Raw genomic sequence first — 18,067 nt, 5'->3', positions numbered from 1 at the left:
CGGCTCTTTACCTCAACTTTGGTTGAGGTTGTAGCATCCCGCCTCGAAGAACACCATGGAGAGGAAAGGCCCGGGAATGGATGCACGAACGGAGACGGCAAGCCGCATGGAAAAGCGAAACGCAGGAGCCGCGACGCCGCCGGCGATCACCGGGCGCTGGGCGGAGCTGCTGGCACCCCGCTATCTCGCCACCACCACCATGCTGTGCGTCGGCGTGGCGCTTTACGCCTTCAACGGTTTTCTGGTCAGCACCGTGCTGCCGACCGCCGTCCGCGAGATCGGCGGCGCGGCGCTGCTGCCGTGGTCGCTGACGCTTTATCTCGTCGCCTCGATCGTCGCCGGCGCGAGTGCTGCGCTGCTGAAACAGAGATACGGCGCGCGAAAGGTGCTGTTTGCCGCTGCCCTGGTGTTCCTTGCCGGCACGCTTGCGGCGGCCCTTTCATCGAACATGGAGACGGTCCTCGTCGGGCGGGTTTTCCAGGGCATTGGCGAGGGGATCATCGCGGCGATCTGCTACGCCCTGATCCCCGAAATGTTTCCGCCGGCGCTGGTGCCGAAGGTGTTCGGCGCGGAGGCGACCGTCTGGGCGGTCGCCGCCTTCGGCGGGCCTGTGCTTGCCGGTTCGCTCACCGAGAGCTTTTCCTGGCGCGTCGCCTTCCTCGTCAATGCGCCGATCATCGGGCTTTTCCTGCTGCTCGCGGCGGTCATGGTGCCGGGCGGGCGCGGCGCGGCAGGTGCAACGTCGCGCGGCTTCCCGATCCGGCGCCTCGCCCTGCTTTCGGCAGGCCTTCTCGTCATGCTGATCGCGGGACTTGCGCCCTCGGCGCTTGCCACGACGGCCGCCGTCGCCGCCTCGTTTCTCCTCATCCTCGCCGCCGTCCGCTTCGACCGCAGAGCCGATCATTCCATCCTGCCAAAGGGTGCATTCTCACTTCGGTCCACGCTCGGCCTCGGCCTCTGGGTGGTGCTTTTGATGCCGCTCTCGCAGGCAACCAGCGGCGTCTATCTCGTCTATTGCCTGCAATATCTCTTCGGCTACGGACCGACCCATGCCGGCGCGCTCGGCGCCCTGATGGCGATCAGCTGGAGCCTGACGGCGATCGGGATCGCCAATCTCAGACATGAAGGGGCAAGACGGGCCACCATCTGGCTCGGCCCTCTGCTGCTGGTCTGCGGCTTTGCCGCCCTTGCGACAGCCATCGCCGCCGGCAGCACCGGGCTTCTTGCCGCAGCCCAGATCACCATCGGCGCGGCCTTCGGCCTGAGCTGGGGCTATCTCAGCCAGATGCTGATGGAGACGACGCCGGAACGGGAGCGCGACAAGACCTCGGCGCTGCTGCCCACGCTGCAATCGGCCGGATATGCGCTCGGCGCCGCGATGGCCGGACTCTGGGCGAACGGCGCGGGGCTCGCCTCGGCCGAAACGCCGGAGGCCATGCGCATGATCCTCACGCTGACTTTCGCTCTCGCACTGATCTGGGCGGTGCCCGCCCTGCTGGCCGCCCGCCGGGCCGTCCGGCTCGCCGGCCCGGCAAGCCCGGCTTCCTGAGGTTGCTTGCGTCCCGGTCGCCACTCCGGCCATGCTTCCTGGCGGGTGCTGGCCGGAAACCTGACAATCGGGACGCGAGAACAGGCAGCGGGCCGTTCAGCAAGGCTTAACGGCCCGCTCCTACATTCGCTGCGATGCGAAACGGGGAAATGCGATGAAGGCGTTGCTGAAGAGCATGCTGCGGCAGACGGCGATCACGGCCGGGCTGGAAGCCTCGCATGCGCTTTCCCGTCTTGGCGCCATGCCCGCGGCAAGAGGCCGGGGGGCGATCTTCACCCTGCACCACGTTCGCCCGCATGCGCCACGCCTTGCCGAAGCGAACCGCCATCTCGAGATCAGCCCGCATTTTCTCGACCGCTGCATCGCGCGGCTGAAGTCGGACGGCTACCGATTCGTGGCACTGGAGGAGATCCCTTCGCTTCTGTCCGCGAAAGATGCCGGGCGCCCCTTCGCCGCCTTCACGCTGGACGACGGTTTCCGCGACAATGCAGAACATGCCCTGCCGGTCTTCGAACGGCACGGGGTTCCCTTCACCATCTTCGTGGCAAAGGGCTTTGCCGAGCGCAGCCATACGCTGTGGTGGGAGACGCTCGACGAACTGGTCAACCGCACGGAAAGCTTCACGCTTGCCGATGCCGCGGGCGGGCGGACGAGCTTTACGGTTTCGAACCGCATCGAGAAACTCATGGCCTGCGACACGATCGGCGCGACCATCGGCGGCCCGGAGGAAAGCCAGGCGATCAGCCGGCTCGATGCGGCGGCGCTTGCGGCCGGTGTCGATGCGCGGGCGCTCGCGGACAGGCTGGTCATGACACCGGACGAATTGAAGGCGGTCGCCCGCCACCCGCTGGCCAGCCTCGGCGCGCACACCGTCAGCCACCGGGCGCTCGCCTTCCTGGACGATGCGTCGCTTGCCGCGGAACTCGCTTCCAGCGCGGATTATGTCGAAGAACTCACCGGCCGGCGGCCGGCGAGCTTCGCCTATCCTTACGGCGACCACCGCAGCGTGAACGCGCGGACCGCCGCCGCCGTCAGGCAGGCCGGTTTCCGGCTCGCGGTCACGACGCGGCCGGGCACGCTCAGGGAAAGCAGCCTCGAAACGCCCATGCAATTGCCGCGCATTTCGCTCAACGGCTTCTACCAGAGGGCGCGCTACGTCGCGGCGCTGGCCTCCGGCATTCCCTTCGGCCTTGGCTGAGGACAAGGCGGGCGGGGGCCTCTCACCACCCTCAAGCGAAAGGGCCGCCTTCCGGCGTCACGGATACATGCGAACCTTGGTCCACGGCGCGTCCTGCGTCTCGCGGCGGAATTCGATGCGGTCATGCAGGCGAAACTTGCGGTCGTGCCAGAACTCGATCGATTGCGGCTTGATGCGGAAACCGGACCAGTAGGGGGGGCGGGGCACATCGCCGATGGCGAACCTCGCGGTATATTCCGCAACCGCCTTTTCAAGCGCGAAACGGCCTTCGAGCGGGCGGGACTGCCTGGAAGCCCAGGCACCGATCCGGCTGCCGAGAGGGCGGGACCGGTAATAGGCATCCGCCTCCTCGTCGGAAACCACTTCCACCTCGCCCCGCAGGCGCACCTGACGACGCAGCGACTTCCAGTGAAAGCACATCGCCGCCTTCTTCTGGCCGAGAATTTCCTGTCCCTTCTGGCTCTCGAAATTCGTGTAGAAAACAAACCCCCGGTTATCGAACCCCTTGAGCAGCACCATCCTGACATTGGGAAGACCGTCCCCGTCGACGGTTGCCAGTGCTACCGCATTGGGATCGTTGATTTCCGAGGCTTCCGCGTCCTTCAACCACGCCGCGAACAGCGCAAAAGGTTCCGACTCCTCGGTGAAGTCACCGGTTGTTAACCCCATTTCTGACATATTGCTTCAAATGCTCCTGAACGACATCATCTCGGCCCAGGGTCAAATCACTGGACAGGACGCCCATTGAGAGACATAGCAAAGTCCCACGAGCGCCAAAAGGGTAACAGGATCGCAATGAAGCGAATGCTTGCCGTAATGACAGTGACGCTTCCCCTTTGCGGTTGTTTCGGCGGCAGCATGGATCTCTTCGGTTCCGACAGCGTCGATCGCTCTATCTCCACCAATACGGTCGCCTCGAAGCGGGCTCCGGCGGGCAATTCCGACGAGCTCACCGTCCAGAACGCCGTCTCCTCGGCCGATCTCAGCAAGAATGCCGGCAATCCCCTGCCCTGGGCCAATGCCGCGACCGGCAGCGCCGGCGTGGTCACGGCGATCCAGGAGGAAAAGGATAACGGCGTCGTCTGCCGCAACTTTTCCACCACGCGCCATTCCTACGAGGGTATCGCCTACTTCGCCGGCAAGACCTGCACCACCGGCTCCGGCGAGTGGCAGCTCATGCGCTTCGACCGCCGTTCATAATTCGGCAACCATATTCCCGGCCGGACCGCTTGCCGGAAACCCGCGTAACCACTGATTAGCATCTTCTTGTGATAGTCTCGCCTGTATTATGCCGGAACCGCCATGAGTTGGGCGGGGCGGTGCGTTTTTTGTTGCCGGCGCGTCATATGACCGGATGCTCGGCCGTTTGTGTTTACTGGTGGCCTAGATGCGCGATCTGTATTCTGTACTCGGCGTGAAACGAGACGCAGGCGCCGAAGAAATCAAGGCGGCATGGCGTACGAAGGCCAAGTCCGTCCATCCCGACCAGAACCGCGAGGACCCGAACGCCAACCAGCGTTTCGCCGAGATCGGCCGCGCCTACGAGGTGCTGAAAGACCCGAAGAAGCGCAACCTCTACGACCAGCAGCGCAGCAAGGTCGAGGCGCTGGAACGCGAAAAGACCATCATGCAGCAGCGCGAAGCGGCGCGCGAGGCGGCGGAACGGGCGAAGGTCGCCAAGGCCAATGCCGAGCGGATCATGGCCGAACTCGCCAAGGCCGAGGCCGAAAAGGCACGAACCGAAAAGGTGGCCCAGGCGACCGCCCAGGCAGCGCAGGCTGCGGCGCAGGCGGCCCAGGCCGCAGCTCAGGCCGCACAGCAGGCCAAGGCGGGCCAGACGGCCGGCGCTGCCGGAGCACAGACCTCCGCGCAGGGCAAAGCCGGTCCCGCAGGGGAAACGCCGGAAGACATGGTATCGCGCATCTTCGGCGACACGCCAGAAGCGGCCGCGGCCGCGGAAACCCTGAAGCGGGAGACGGAAGGCAAGGCGGAGAAGACCGACAAGACGGAAAAGGGCGAAACCCCGGATGCGGCCACAGCCGCCGCTCCGAAGCCGACTTCGATCTTCGCTCCGGTGGAGCTCATCAGCTCGCTCGTTCGGCGCATCCGCGGGGTGCAGCCGCCGCCGGAAAAGGCGCCGGAACTCGCCATCGAGGTCAGCGTCACCATCGACGACCTGCTCGCCCAGAAATCCGTTCCGGTGACGGTTGCCGACGGCCGGGAGCTGCGGGTGCCGCTGGAAGGCGGCGTCAGCGAGGGCCATGTCGTCCGCCTCAAAGGCCAGGGACACAAGCTGCCGAACATGGCGCGCGGCGACGTTGCCGCAACCATCCGGGTCCAGAAGAACGACAAGTTCTCGGTCGACGGCTTCGACATCAGGACCGTCCTGCCGATCACGCTCGAAAACGCCGTGCTCGGCTGCGAGACCCAGGTGGAGACCCCGTCGGGGCCTGTGGACATCACCATTCCGGCCTGGTCGAACTCCGATCAGGTGATCCGTCTCGACGACCAGGGTCTCCATGACGACGCCGGCGGACGCGGCGCCCTGCTGGTCGAACTGCGCGTGAAACTCTGGGAAAAACCGGACGATAAGGTGACGGACCTGATGCGTGTCATGCGCGAAGGGCTGTTTCTGTGAAGCCTTTGTAACAATTACACCCTTTGTTACGGCCCCTAACAGTTGATGATCCCGTCCAATCTTGAACCACGGATCGGGCTATGCCATAGGCAGGATCACTCGAAAGTATCAGGGAGCAAAACATGGCTCAAGGTTCCGGCCTTATGGCAGGCAAGCGCGGCGTCATCATGGGCGTCGCAAACAATCGTTCCATCGCATGGGGGATCGCGAAAGCCTGCCGCGACCAGGGAGCCGAAATTGCCTTGACCTGGCAAGGGGATGCGCTGAAGAAGCGCGTCGAACCGCTTGCCCAGGAATTGGAAGCGTTCATGGCCGGCGACTGCGACGTCACCGATCTCGCCAGTATCGATGCCGTCTTCAAGACGCTCGAGGACAAGTGGGGCAAGATCGATTTCGTCGTGCATGCCATCGCGTTTTCCGACAAGGACGAACTGACCGGCCGCTACATCGAGACCACCCGCGACAACTTCCAGCGGACCATGGACATCTCCGTCTACTCGTTCACGGCTGTCGCCGCGCGCGCCGAAAAGGTGATGAATGACGGCGGCTCGATCCTGACGCTGACCTATTACGGCGCCGAAAAGGTCATGCCGCATTATAACGTCATGGGCGTCGCCAAGGCCGCACTCGAGGCCTCCGTGCGCTATCTCGCCGTCGACATGGGCGGTCGCGGCATCCGCGTCAACGCCATTTCCGCCGGCCCGATCAAGACGCTCGCGGCCTCCGGCATCGGCGACTTCCGCTACATTCTGAAGTGGAACGAATACAACTCGCCGCTGAAGCGCAACGTCACGACCGACGAGGTCGGCAAATCCGGCATGTACCTCCTGTCGGATCTTTCGACGGGCGTTACCGGTGAAGTGCATCATGTCGATTCCGGCTATCACACGGTCGGGATGAAGGCCGTCGACGCACCGGACATTTCCGTCGCCAAGGACTGACGTCTCTTACCGGGGTTTTTCGGCCGTGCTCATCTACATGATCCGTCACGGCCAGACCGACTGGAACGCCGAGGGACGGCTGCAGGGGCAGAAGGATATCGGCCTCAACGATTTCGGCCGCGCCCAGGCCAGCGAGAACGGCCGTCAGCTTTCGGCCGAACTCGGCTCGCGGGCGGCCGATTTCGACTATGTCGCCTCGCCGCTCGGCCGCACCCGGGAAACCATGGAGCGGGTCCGCTCGGCGATGGGCCTCGATCCCCACGGCTATCGTCTCGACGAACGGCTGAAGGAACTTTCCTTCGGCGACTGGGAAGGCTCGACCATCGCAGAACTCAAGCAGCGCACGCCGGACCGGGTGAAGGAACGGCGGCTGCACAAATGGGATTTCATTCCGCCGGGCGAAGCCGCGGAAAGCTACGAGATTCTCTCCTGGAGGGTGGGCGCCTGGCTGAATTCCGTGGAGCGCCCCACAGTCTGCGTCACCCATGGCGGCGTCGTGCGCAGCGTTTTCCGTCTGATCGGCCAATGGAGCCGGGACGAGGCCTGCGACATGAACGTGCCGCAGGATCGTATTTTGAAGATCGACCGGGACGGCGTATCCGTCGGCTGGCTGTAGAAGCCTCGCCGCTCGCCCGGGTTCGTGCCTTACTGCACCACTTCCAGATCGTCGACGACGCGCTTGCCGTCCACTTCGGTGTAGAACACGATCACCTTCACGCCGCTCTGCAGCCCGTCGAAGTTGAACTCCTCCGGCAGGGAATAGGTCTTGCCGTCGTCGAGAACGAGGCTGAGGTTCTCGACATTCACGGACTTGATGGTGGCTTCGACGTCCGAGCTGCCTGCCAGAACGCTGAGCGGAGACAGGAAACTCGCCGTCGCCAGAAGAACTGCAATCATGACCCGCATGCGAATGACTTTCACCAGAAATGACCGATTCAGAATGTGTCTCAAAATAAGCCTCCAGAATGTGGCAAAAGTCGCCCGCAAAGATGTCATTTTCGGTGTGATTGATGACCGGAATTGAGGCGGCGATCAAGCCGCCGCAATCGTTATCCCGGCACCGCCGACAACTTTTCGAGGAACGCTGGAAATTCCAATCGCTTCAAGTAACTACAGCGTGTGGAAAGTGCCTGAACGGACCGCTGCAAATATTTCCCACGCAATGCTAAATTAACTACCGCCCCCTAGGATCGTTCGACGTGCAGCGGGGGCTCCGGGGACTTGAATTACAGTAAGATGATCATGGCGCGCAGCGACGGAGAACAATCCGGAGCGGATTTTCTGCTGCTGGGAGGTGCCCTGCTCAGCATGGCCATCATCGGCGCCGGCGTCATGCTCGACAAATGGTCGGCAGCCGCCAGTCTCGATGCGGCGCGCCAGCATATCGCCGAAGACCTGCGCCTGATGCATTCGTCGATCGAGGCCCGTATCGAGGCCGACACGGCGGCGGCGAACCATCTCGCCGACATGATTGCCGCCGACCCGACGATTTCGCAGGCATCGTTCGACGCGATGACCGCGAACCTTGCCGCCCGCACCCCGCATATAGAAAGCGTGGAGTTCAAACCCGGCCTGCGCGAAGGCCGCGGCGAGCCGGTCATCAAACTGCAGGATTCCCAAACGCTCCTGCTCGACGTTCCGGTGCCCGCCCTTGGTTTCGACCGCAGCCTCGGTTCGGTGGTGCTGTCGATGAACGCAGGTCGGACGATCGAGGCCAGCGGCCTCCTGAAGGGCAAGGATGCGGCCGCGGCGTCCCATCTCACGGGGGAGCATCTCGACGTCGCCATCCGCGAGATACCGGCGGATGGCCCCGGAAAATTCCTCTACGGCTCCCCCGGACTTTCCCTGAAAGACCCTGTGAGCGAGCGCATGAGCGTGCCCGGCGGCAGCTGGGAAATCCTCGCTGCGCCGAGCGACGGCTGGCAGACAGCCCATCAAAGCCGGTTGCCTGCGAGGCTCGGCATCTTCGCCGCGGTGATCGCGATGATCCTGCCGGTTCTCGTCACGCTGCTTCTGCTGCGCGAGCGCAACCGCAACATAGCCCGGCTGAAGGCCCGCGAGGAGGCCCTGTTCGAAGTGACCCAGCGCCTCAACCTGGCGATGGACACCTCGAACATCGGCATATGGGAGCTGGAGGAGAAGACAGGCCAGCTCTTCTGGGACGAAAGGGCGGCCTCCCTGCATGGCTGCGCGGCAGGCGAGATCGCCCGGCAGGACCGGCTGGACGACTGGTATCGCGTCATCCATGCCGATGACCGGGAGACCATCGAGCTGCGGATCTTTGCGAGCATGTCGCCGCTCGGTCAGCAGAGCTGGGACATACAGTACCGCGTCGGGCTGTCGGACGGCAGCATCCGCCACCTGCGTTCGGTCGGCGCCCATTGCGCCGGAGCGAACGGCGCCGGCCGGCAGATCGGCATCGTCTTCGACATCACCGCCGACGCCATGTTCACCGAGACGCTGAGGATCGCCAAGGAAACCAGCGATATCAAGAATGCCGAGCTGGAACTGGCGCTCGACGAGCTGTCGGCGCGCGAACACCAGCTGGCGGAGCTGTCGCAGAAACTCGATCTTGCGCTCGCTTCCTACAATTGCGGTATCTGGGAGGGCGATCCGGTTAATGGCACCGCGATCTGGGACGAGCGGATGCACCAGCTCTACAATCTGCCGAACAAAAACCGGCCGGTGACGAAGCATGAATGGCTCTCGGCCCTGCATCAGGACGACCGGCAGCCGATATTGCTCGCCACCAACCGGGCGCTGAACTCCGGCATCACCCTCAACAATCTTCAAAGGGTTCTTTTGCCCAACAACGAGCTGCGCTACGTGCGCTCGGTCGGGCAGGTGCATATCGGCAAGGATGGGCGGAAGAAGATCATCGGCATCGCCTTCGACGTCACGGCGGACGCGAAGATCGCGGAAGAGCTGAGGGCCGCCAAGGCGGAGGCCGACGCGCGCAACATCGAGCTGGAGCTCGCCAAGAACCGCATCGAGTTCAACGCGCTGCACGACCCGCTCACCTCGCTCGCCAACCGCCGCAAGCTCGATGTGGAACTGGAGGAACTGACGCGCAGCGCCGGCCGGCAGCGCAGCCGGTTCACGATCCTTCACCTCGACCTCGACCGCTTCAAGGAAATCAACGACACGCTCGGCCATGCGGCCGGCGACGCCATGCTGGTGCACGCCTCCAGGGTGCTCCAGCGCAATGTCGTGCGCGGCGACCTCGTCGCACGCATCGGCGGCGACGAATTCGTCATCCTCGCCAAGCGGCAAACGACCGCCGAGGAACTTTCGAAGCTCAGCGAGGCCATCATCGCGGAAATGAGCAAACCGATCGACTTCGAGGGGTTTTCCTGCCGCTGCGGCGTATCGATCGGCATCGCCCAGTCCTCGGGCCTGTTTCCCGACGCCGGCCGGGTGCTCATCAACGCCGATATCGCGCTCTATCAGGCCAAGGAAAAGGGCCGGAACCGCTACGAATTCTTCACCCCGGACCTGCAGGCCAATATCTTCGCCCGCAAGCGCATGGCGGACGAGATCCTCGCCGGCCTCGAACACGATGAATTCACCGTCTGGTACCAGCCGCAATTCGCGGCCGGCTCCATGGAACTCACCGGGGCCGAGGCGCTGGTGCGATGGAGGCATCCCGACCAGGGCGTGCTGCCAACGAACCGCTTCCTGAAGGTCGCCGAAGAGCTGAACGTGATGGCGCGCATCGACCAGCTGGTGCTGGAGACCGCCCTCAAGGACCAGATGCGCTGGACCTCGCTCGGCCTCCGGCTGCCGCGTATCTCGGTCAACGTCTCGTCGCGCCGGCTGCATGACGACGCGCTGGTCGAACAGCTCGAGGGTCTTTCCATCGCGACCGGCTCGATCTGTTTCGAGCTGGTGGAATCCATCTTCCTCGACGAGAGCGACGATGTCGCGACCAGGAATATCGAGAGGATCAAGGCGCTCGGCATCGATATCGAGATCGACGATTTCGGCACGGGCCACACCTCGATCGTCAGCCTGCTGCGCCTGAAACCCAAGCGCCTGAAGATCGACAGGCAGCTGGTGATGCCGATCGTCAACTCGCTCCAGGAACGGGCGCTGGTGCGCTCGATCATCGAGATCGCCCGCTCGCTCGGGGTGGAGACGGTGGCGGAGGGCGTGGAAAGCCACGAACATGCGGCGCTGCTGCGCCAGCTCGGCTGCGACTTCCTCCAGGGCTACGCCTTCGCCAAGCCTCTGCCCTTCGACGAATTCACCCGCTTTGCCCGGGCGCTGCCGCAGCGAAAGGCGTCATAAAGGCGACGCAGCGTCTTCAAGAAAGGCTTGTCGGTTTCGCCGGTTTTCCACTATGAGTGTGCCGCAGTGAAAGCCGAGGCACCCGGAAACGGCGCAAGCCTCCCGCAAACCGGTTCGTCTGACATGTCGCACAACACCTTCGGCCATCTCTTCCGCGTCACCACCTGGGGCGAAAGCCACGGTCCCGCCCTCGGCGCCGTGGTCGACGGCTGCCCGCCCGGCATCCGCTTCACCCAGGAAGACCTTCAGGTCTTTCTCGACAAGCGCAAGCCCGGCCAGTCGCGTTTCGTGACCCAGCGCCGGGAGGACGACATCGTCAAGGTGCTCTCCGGCGTCATGCCGCAGGAGGACGGCTCGATGATTACCACCGGCACGCCGGTGTCGCTGATGATCGAGAACACCGACCAGCGCTCCAAGGATTACGGCGAGATCGCGCGGCGCTACCGCCCCGGCCATGCCGACTATACCTATGACGTCAAATACGGCATTCGCGACTATCGCGGCGGCGGCCGTTCATCGGCCCGCGAAACGGCGGCCCGCGTCGCGGCAGGCGCCCTTGCGCGGCAGGTGATCCCCGGCGTCACGATCCGTGGCGCGCTGGTGCAGATCGGCAAGCACAGGATCAACCGCGCCAACTGGGACTGGGCGCAGGTGAACGAAAACCCGTTCTTCGCTCCCGACCCGGAAATCGTCCCCGTATGGGAAAGCTATCTCGACGAGATCCGCAAGGCGGGCTCTTCCGTCGGCGCTGTGGTCGAAGTGGTTGCCGAAGGCGTTCCGGCCGGCATCGGTGCGCCTGTCTATGGCAAACTGGACCAGGAGATCGCCGCGAACCTCATGTCGATCAACGCCGTCAAGGGCGTGGAGATCGGCAACGGCTTCGGCGCGGCCGAGATCACCGGCGAGGAAAATGCGGACGAAATGCGGATCGGTCCGGACGGCAGGCCGATGTTCCTTTCCAATCACGCGGGCGGCATTCTCGGCGGCATTTCCACCGGCGAGCCGATCGTCGCCCGTTTCGCCATCAAGCCGACCTCCTCGATCTTGACCGAACGCCGATCCATCGACGCCGACGGCCACGAGGTCGAGGTGCGCACCAAGGGCCGGCACGATCCCTGCGTCGGAATCCGGGCGGTTCCCGTCGGCGAGGCGATGCTCGCCTGCACGATTGTCGATCATTATCTGCGAGACCGCGGCCAGACCGGCCGCCTGAAGTGAGGCATTCCCATGAGCTATGACCAGAGCCGCGTCGTCGACGCCATCCGCGCCTTCGAGGCCGGCGAGATCGTCGTCGTGACCGATGACGACGACCGCGAGAACGAAGGCGACCTGATCGTCGCCGCCGTGCACTGCACCGCCGAGAAGATGGCCTTTATCGTGCGCCACACCTCCGGCATCGTCTGCGCGCCGATGACCAAGGAAGACGCCAAGCGGCTGAACCTCACGGCCATGGTCGCCGAAAACGACAGCGCCCACACCACCGCCTTCACCGTGACCGTCGACTTCAAGCACGGCACGACGACGGGCATTTCCGCCGAGGACCGTACGCTGACCGTGCGCAACCTCGCCAACCCGAATGTCGGGCCGGTGGATTTCGTGCGTCCCGGCCACGTCTTCCCGCTGGTCGCCCGCGAAGGCGGCGTGCTGATGCGCTCCGGTCATACGGAAGCCGCCGTCGACCTCTGCAGGCTCGCCGGGCTGCCGCCGGTCGGCGTGATCGGCGAACTGGTCAACGACAACGGCACCGTCAAGCATGGGCCGGAAGTCTTCGACTTCGCCGAGGAACACGGCCTCAAGCGCGTCTCCGTCGCCGATCTCATCGCCTATCGCCAGCGCAAGGAAACGCTGATCCAGCTCGAATCGAGCTTCGTCGTCGAGACCCCCTACGGGCCGGCCAAGGCGCATGCCTATTCGCTTCCCTGGGACCCGATGCAGCATCTCGCCATTGTCTTCGGCGATATCCGCGACGGCGTCGACATTCCGGTGCGCCTGCAGCTCGAACATGTCGGCAAGGACGTGTTCGGCAAGAACCGCCAGGTCGACGACATCATGAAGCGGATCGCCGAAAAGGGCCGCGGCGTCATCGTCTATCTGCGCGAAGGCTCGGTCGGCGTCGGCGTATCGACTACGGCGCGGGCCGGCAAGCACGACCGCGAGGCCCATAACGAGGCGCAGCAGCGCGACAGCGAATGGCTGGAAATCGGCCTCGGCGCGCAGATCCTGAAAGATCTCGGCGTGACGTCCATCCGGCTCTTCTCCTCGCGCGAACGCCACTATGTCGGCCTTGAAGGCTTCGGCATCCGCATCAGCGGAACCGAGATCGTCTGACACGACGGGATTTCCGCCTCCGGCAGCACCACGGAGGCGGAAACGTTCGCCTGACGGCGGAGCTCGCTGGAGCCCGCCGGATTATCTTGCGAAGCGCCTGGCGCCGGCGACGCAGAGAATGACGGCCCCGGTAACCGTGACCATGGACCAGCTTACCGCCTCGCCCAGCAGGGTCGCGGCGAGCGCCAGGCCGAAGAACGGCTGCAGAAGCTGCAGCTGGCCGACGGCGGCGATGCCGCCCTGCGCAAGGCCGCGATACCAGAATATGAACCCCACCAGCATGCTGAAGACCGAGACGTAGGCAAGGCCGAGCCATGCGGGGCGGGCCGCATCGGCAAAGGACTGCGGCATGGTGAGAATGGCGAGCAAAGCCATGACCGGCAGCGACAGCACCAGCGCCCAGGAAATGACCTGCCAGCCGCCAAGCACGCGGGAAAGCTTCGCGCCTTCCGCATAGCCGAGCCCGCAGACGACGATGGCCGCGAGCATCAGGAGATCCCCCACCGGCGAGGCGGAAACGCCCTGCATCAGCGCGAAGCCCGCAACCAGCGCACTGCCGAGGCAGGAAAACAGCCAGAAGGCCGGCTTCGGTCTTTCGCCGCCGCGCAGCACGCCGAAGATCGCGGTCGCGAGCGGCAGGAGCCCGATGAAGACGATGGAATGGGCCGAAGTGACATGTTTCAGCGCCAGCGCCGTCAGGAGCGGAAAGCCGACGACAACGCCGAGCGCCACCACCGCCAGGGAGACGAGATCCCCGCCCCGCGGACGCTTTTCGCCAAAAGCCAGAAGCAGAACAAGCGCCAGCGTGCCGGCGATGGCTGCGCGGGCGACGGTCAAAAACACCGGATCGAAATCCGCCACCGCCGCACGGGTCGCCGGCAGCGAGCCGCTGAAGATCAGAACACCCAGAAAACCGTTGATCCAGCCCGTCGTTGTCTTGTCCATCATGTCTTTCCTTCTTTCACTGCAATGACAGGTGATAGGCGATGGCGGATGGATTTTTCAGGCACAGTGCATTACAGTTTTAACAAACTGTAATGGTCAAGTGAGCAGTACGGATGCCTGAAATCATTGAGATGGATACCCGGACGCGGGTCGGGCAGGTCATGGCGACCGTCCGGCAGCGGATCGGCGTGCGCACGCTTTCGCCGGGGGCGAAGCTTCCCTCGATCCGCAGCCTTGCGAAGACAATGGCGGTTTCCACCTCGACCGTGGTCGAGGCCTATGACCGGCTGGCGGCCGAGGGTTTGATCCTGTCCAGGCGTGGCTCGGGCTTCTATGTCGCCGGGCACCTGCCGCCGCTGACGCTCGCGGAAATCGGTCCGAAGCTCGACCGGGCGGTCGATCCGTTCTGGGTGTCGCGGCAATCGCTCGAGGCGACCGAAGATGTGCTGAAGCCGGGCTGCGGCTGGCTGCCAGCCTCGTGGATGCCGCAGGCGGAACTGCGCCGCTCGCTTCGTCACATCGCGCGGGCGGACGACAGGGTGCTCACCGACTACGGCACGCCGCTCGGCCTGCTGCCGCTGCGTCATCTCCTGTCGCGCCGCATGGCGGAACATGGCATGGAGGTGCCGCCGGACCAGATCATGCTGACGGAATCGGGCACGCAGGCGATCGACCTGTTGCTGCGGCTTCTCGTCGAGCCGGGCGACACCGTGCTGGTCGACGATCCCTGCTATTTCAATTTTCTGGCGCTGCTCAGAGCCCATCGGGTCAAGGTCGTCGGTGTGCCCTATACGCCTGGTGGCCCCGACATGGCGCTCTTCGCCGCGGCACTCACCGAGCAACGGCCGCGCCTCTACATCACCAATTCGGCGCTTCACAACCCGACCGGCGCGACGCTTTCGCCAGTCAGCGCGCATCGCATCCTGAAGTTTGCCGATGAGGCCGGGCTGACGATCATCGAGGACGACATCTTCGCCGATTTCGAGCTGGAGCCGGCGCCGCGGCTTGCGGCCTTCGACGGCTTCGAGCGGGTCATCCATATCGGCAGCTTCTCGAAGACGCTGACGGCTGCGGCCCGATGCGGCTTCATCGCCGCAAGGCGGGACTTCATCGAGCGGCTGATCGACCTGAAGATCGCCACATCCTTCGGCGGCAATGCGCTTTCGGCCGAACTGGTGCTCGCCTTGATGAAGGACGGCACCTACCGGAAATACATGAACGGGCTGCGCGACCGCCTGTCGCGCGCCATGGGAGAGACCGGCCGGAAACTCCAGGCGCTCGGCCTGAAGCCATGGATCGAACCGCGCGGCGGCATGTTTCTCTGGTCAGAACTCCCCGAAGGCCTCGACGCCGCCGACGTCGCCCGCCGAGCGCTCATGGACAACGTTGTGCTCGCTCCGGGCAACGCCTTCAGCGTCTCGCAGACGGCAACGCGGTTCCTGCGGTTCAATGTTGCGCAATCCGGCGATGCGAAGGTGTTTGCGGCGCTGGAGCGGGCGATGCGGGGGTGATGGGAGGACGTCAGGTCGCTTTCGAAGGAGAAGCGGAGGCTATCTTGTCGAGTTCAACGTAGTGATCCAGATGCCGCAACCACTTCCGCTCGATCGCGGCGACAATGTCGATATCATTTGCCCGCAAATAGAGCACCAGTTGCCCGAAAAGATCGGCCGCTTCATTCTCGAGCGATTCGCGAGTGCCTCCTGAACCATCCGCGTTTGGTCTCGCTGCGCCGCCAACCAGCAGATGTTCGGCTGTCAACTCGCCAAGTTCCTCCGTCAGCTTGAGCAGATACCAATCTGCACTGCGCGTGATGTTATGCACCCGCGCATAAAGCTCTCCCACTTGACCAATGCGTTCGCTCAGCTCTTTGAATGTCACACTCATTCGGTCCTCGGCAGTAACATAGAGATCCCGTCGCGGGAGGCTATCGCGGGTTTGCAACACGACCGTTACAATGACCGCCCTTGCCGGGAGCCGGCCGCGGTTCCCGTCGGCTCCACTGAACTTCACACCGGACCGGTAGCGTCGCCTGCATCCGCATGATACGCATGCCTTGCCCCCGTTCGCGACGCCGAAGGAGACAGCAGCGATGAAGTGCCTGCGCATACATGCAAGCCCGGATGGTGAATCGCACTTCGATGAAATCGAACTGCCGACCACATCGCTTTCGGTGCATCCCGACGCCGTGCCGTTCGACGTTACGGCCAGTTATCCGGCATCCCGTGTCCGCCTCACCCACATTCCTGCCGGCATGCGCGAAGTTTCATGGCACACGGTGCCGGAGCCCGTGCTGACAGTCAGGCTGGATGGCTCGGTGGAATATGAAACGAGCGATGGAGATGTGCGCCACGTTCCAGCCGGCAGCTTTGTGCTGGTGGAAGACACGCATGGCAAGGGTCATCTGTCGCGCCATTCCACAGAAGCGCAAACCGTCATCTGGATCTCGCTGCCGAACGGTCTCGGGTTGCCGCAATCGTAACTGCGGCTTCCGCATCACCGCGGGGTTTCGGTCCGAAGCCAGAAGGCCTCTTCGCTATCACGACAGTGAACCTGGCGTCTGGCTCGGAGATGTGTGCCGATGCAAACTCGGCTATCCTGGGTAAATGGCCCAGGAGACTTTCTCGTTTGGCACTTTTTCCGTCGATCCCGCCGCCGGCACGGTGATGCGTGCGGGCGGACTCGTACCGCTCGGCAGCAAGGCCTTTGCCCTTCTGGTCGCCCTGCTGGAAGCCGATGGCGCCGTGGTATCCAAGGAAGCGTTGATTGAAATTGCCTGGCCAGAGCGTACCGTCGGCGAGGCGAATCTTTCGGTTCAGATCGCAGCGCTTCGCAAAGCGCTAGGCCGCGCGCCATCGGGCGGGGAGTGGATAGAGACTGTACCGCGCGTCGGCTACCGTTTTTCCGGACGCCAAGAACCAGCCGCCCCTGTCGACGACAGCGGCCCGCAGCTTATGGTCCTGCCATTCGAAAACCTCTCGGACAACGGATCGGAGCGGTATTTCATTGATGGCGTTGTCGAAGACATTGTTACCGCCCTTTCGAGGTTCACCACCTTCTCCGTACTCTCGCGCAGCGCAACCCACGCTTTTGTCGAAAAACGTCTCGATCTTCGATCCGCAGCCCGGAAGTTGGGCGTGCGTTATGCGCTCTCCGGAAGCCTGCAGCGTCAGGGCGACCGACTGAGAGTTACCGTTCAGTTGATCGAGACAGAAAAAGCCAGGCAACGCTGGAGCGAGCGATTTGATGGTGAACTCGGCCAAGTGTTCGAATTTCAAGACAGGATAGCGGAGGCGGTGGCTGGCGTCGTCGAACCCGGTATCAGAAAGGCGGAGATAGAACGCCTGCGCCGCAGTCCTCCCTCCGTCCTCCGTGCCTACGATCTCTATCTTCAGGCATTGCCCTACTTCCGCGGGACCTCTGCGGAAGACCGGAACGAGGCCATACGGCTCCTGGAACAGGCGACCGAGTCCGACGACCGCTTTGCAATTGGGCTTGCACATGCTGCCTGGGCTTACGAGCGACTTGACACATTCGGATCGGGCATGTCGGAAAGGGAGCGCGCAAGAGCGTTGCAGCTTGCCGAACGGGCTCTACGGTACAGCGCAGGCGACCCATTGGTCGACGCCATTTGCGCGCTCGTCTTCCTCAACATATCAGGCGAGTCGGAACGAAGTCTGGCGATGTTGGCAGAGGCGGAACGGCGCTGCCCCCACAATTCGACCGTGCTTTCGCTTTGTGCCTTTGCAAACGTGATGGCAGGCGACGTGGAAATCGGCCGCCAAGGCTTCCTTCGCGCCTTGAGAATCGCTCCGGGGGCACTCGACAACTATGAGCTCAATGCGGGCGTCGCTATTGCCCGCCTGTTCCAGGGAGAATTCGAGGATTCGATTTCCTGGTCGCTGCGCAGCATCGCACAGAACGGAGACTGGCTTGGAGCCTATTGGATGCTCATTGCCGCCTATGTCCAACTGGGCCGCATCGAGCAAGCGAGAAATGTCCTGTCTCGCCTTATGTCGAAAGCTCCGGCCATGCGGATGTCGGATATCGTTCGCCTGAGACATCGTTACGCCGACCGGTTCCAGATGGTCGTGGATTCGATGAGGCTGGCAGGCCTTCCCGACTGAATTCGGCGGCGGCGGTTGACATTTTTTGGAATTCCTTTGGGACCCAAAGAGGCC

Annotated in this window: 16 protein-coding genes; 12 read left to right on the top strand and 4 right to left on the bottom strand. The window is 63.7% G+C overall.

The genetic code is table 11. The features are described from left to right. Positions 1-106: 106 nt before the first annotated feature. The gene (locus ACLBKR_RS03485; protein ID WP_414901717.1) at positions 107-1,549 is read left to right on the top strand and encodes an MFS transporter; all 1,443 of its coding nucleotides are present in this window, start codon (positions 107-109) and stop codon (positions 1,547-1,549) included. A 154-nt stretch (positions 1,550-1,703) separates the two neighbouring features. Next, positions 1,704-2,747, top strand: a complete 1,044-nt coding sequence (locus tag ACLBKR_RS03480; protein WP_414900654.1) for a polysaccharide deacetylase family protein — start codon at positions 1,704-1,706, stop codon at positions 2,745-2,747. A 57-nt stretch (positions 2,748-2,804) separates the two neighbouring features. On the opposite strand, the gene pdxH is transcribed toward ACLBKR_RS03480, so the two are convergent. Then, a complete protein-coding gene (gene pdxH / locus ACLBKR_RS03475; protein ID WP_112829663.1) occupies positions 2,805-3,425 on the bottom strand; it encodes a pyridoxamine 5'-phosphate oxidase in 621 nt (206 codons plus the stop codon). A gap of 66 nt (positions 3,426-3,491) precedes the next feature. On the opposite strand from pdxH, the gene ACLBKR_RS03470 reads away from it, so the two are divergent. The 4 genes from ACLBKR_RS03470 to ACLBKR_RS03455 all read left to right on the top strand — a co-directional run bounded on the left by ACLBKR_RS03470 (position 3,492) and on the right by ACLBKR_RS03455 (position 6,942). Then, entirely contained in the window at positions 3,492-3,947 is a 456-nt protein-coding gene (locus ACLBKR_RS03470) for an RT0821/Lpp0805 family surface protein (protein ID WP_414900652.1), read from the top strand. Positions 3,948-4,134: 187 nt separating this feature from the next. Then, positions 4,135-5,385, top strand: a complete 1,251-nt coding sequence (locus ACLBKR_RS03465) for a DnaJ C-terminal domain-containing protein (protein ID WP_244712072.1) — start codon at positions 4,135-4,137, stop codon at positions 5,383-5,385. A 122-nt stretch (positions 5,386-5,507) separates the two neighbouring features. Beyond that, positions 5,508-6,326: an enoyl-ACP reductase FabI gene (gene fabI / locus ACLBKR_RS03460; RefSeq protein WP_112829666.1), complete on the top strand. Its 819-nt coding sequence runs from the start codon at positions 5,508-5,510 to the stop codon at positions 6,324-6,326. A gap of 25 nt (positions 6,327-6,351) precedes the next feature. Further along, a complete protein-coding gene (locus tag ACLBKR_RS03455; RefSeq protein ID WP_112829667.1) occupies positions 6,352-6,942 on the top strand; it encodes a histidine phosphatase family protein in 591 nt (196 codons plus the stop codon). Positions 6,943-6,971: 29 nt separating this feature from the next. On the opposite strand, the gene ACLBKR_RS03450 is transcribed toward ACLBKR_RS03455, so the two are convergent. Continuing rightward, complete coding sequence (locus ACLBKR_RS03450) at positions 6,972-7,232, bottom strand: DUF1344 domain-containing protein (protein ID WP_099056998.1); 261 nt, start codon at positions 7,230-7,232, stop codon at positions 6,972-6,974. Between the two features lie 336 nt (positions 7,233-7,568). Here ACLBKR_RS03450 and ACLBKR_RS03445 point away from each other — a divergent pair, with 336 nt between their 5' ends. The 3 genes from ACLBKR_RS03445 to ribB all read left to right on the top strand — a co-directional run bounded on the left by ACLBKR_RS03445 (position 7,569) and on the right by ribB (position 12,944). Beyond that, positions 7,569-10,616, top strand: a complete 3,048-nt coding sequence (locus ACLBKR_RS03445; RefSeq protein WP_414900649.1) for a putative bifunctional diguanylate cyclase/phosphodiesterase — start codon at positions 7,569-7,571, stop codon at positions 10,614-10,616. Between the two features lie 123 nt (positions 10,617-10,739). Continuing rightward, positions 10,740-11,834 carry a chorismate synthase gene (gene aroC, locus ACLBKR_RS03440; RefSeq protein WP_113447859.1) on the top strand — a complete coding sequence of 365 codons (1,095 nt, stop codon included), beginning with the start codon at positions 10,740-10,742 and terminating at the stop codon, positions 11,832-11,834. A 9-nt stretch (positions 11,835-11,843) separates the two neighbouring features. Further along, entirely contained in the window at positions 11,844-12,944 is a 1,101-nt protein-coding gene (gene ribB / locus ACLBKR_RS03435) for a 3,4-dihydroxy-2-butanone-4-phosphate synthase (protein ID WP_113426138.1), read from the top strand. A gap of 81 nt (positions 12,945-13,025) precedes the next feature. On the opposite strand, the gene ACLBKR_RS03430 is transcribed toward ribB, so the two are convergent. Then, complete coding sequence (locus ACLBKR_RS03430; RefSeq protein WP_414901715.1) at positions 13,026-13,889, bottom strand: DMT family transporter; 864 nt, start codon at positions 13,887-13,889, stop codon at positions 13,026-13,028. Positions 13,890-14,002: 113 nt separating this feature from the next. Here ACLBKR_RS03430 and ACLBKR_RS03425 point away from each other — a divergent pair, with 113 nt between their 5' ends. Next, on the top strand, positions 14,003-15,400 hold the full coding sequence (locus ACLBKR_RS03425; protein ID WP_414900646.1) for a PLP-dependent aminotransferase family protein: 1,398 nt from the start codon (positions 14,003-14,005) through the stop codon (positions 15,398-15,400). A gap of 10 nt (positions 15,401-15,410) precedes the next feature. On the opposite strand, the gene ACLBKR_RS03420 is transcribed toward ACLBKR_RS03425, so the two are convergent. Continuing rightward, the gene (locus ACLBKR_RS03420; RefSeq protein WP_414900644.1) at positions 15,411-15,773 is read right to left on the bottom strand and encodes a hypothetical protein; all 363 of its coding nucleotides are present in this window, start codon (positions 15,771-15,773) and stop codon (positions 15,411-15,413) included. Positions 15,774-15,978: 205 nt separating this feature from the next. On the opposite strand from ACLBKR_RS03420, the gene ACLBKR_RS03415 reads away from it, so the two are divergent. Together ACLBKR_RS03415 and ACLBKR_RS03410 are read left to right on the top strand one after the other, a co-directional pair. Then, positions 15,979-16,368 carry a hypothetical protein gene (locus ACLBKR_RS03415; RefSeq protein WP_113340375.1) on the top strand — a complete coding sequence of 130 codons (390 nt, stop codon included), beginning with the start codon at positions 15,979-15,981 and terminating at the stop codon, positions 16,366-16,368. Between the two features lie 124 nt (positions 16,369-16,492). After that, a complete protein-coding gene (locus tag ACLBKR_RS03410; protein WP_414900642.1) occupies positions 16,493-18,013 on the top strand; it encodes a winged helix-turn-helix domain-containing protein in 1,521 nt (506 codons plus the stop codon). Positions 18,014-18,067: the final 54 nt, after the last annotated feature.

It is taken from the genome of Paenirhizobium cremeum (genome assembly GCF_047553425.1).
GTDB classification, from domain to species: Bacteria; Pseudomonadota; Alphaproteobacteria; order Rhizobiales; family Rhizobiaceae; genus Allorhizobium; species Allorhizobium cremeum.
This window is presented reverse-complemented; position numbering and strand designations above follow the sequence as displayed.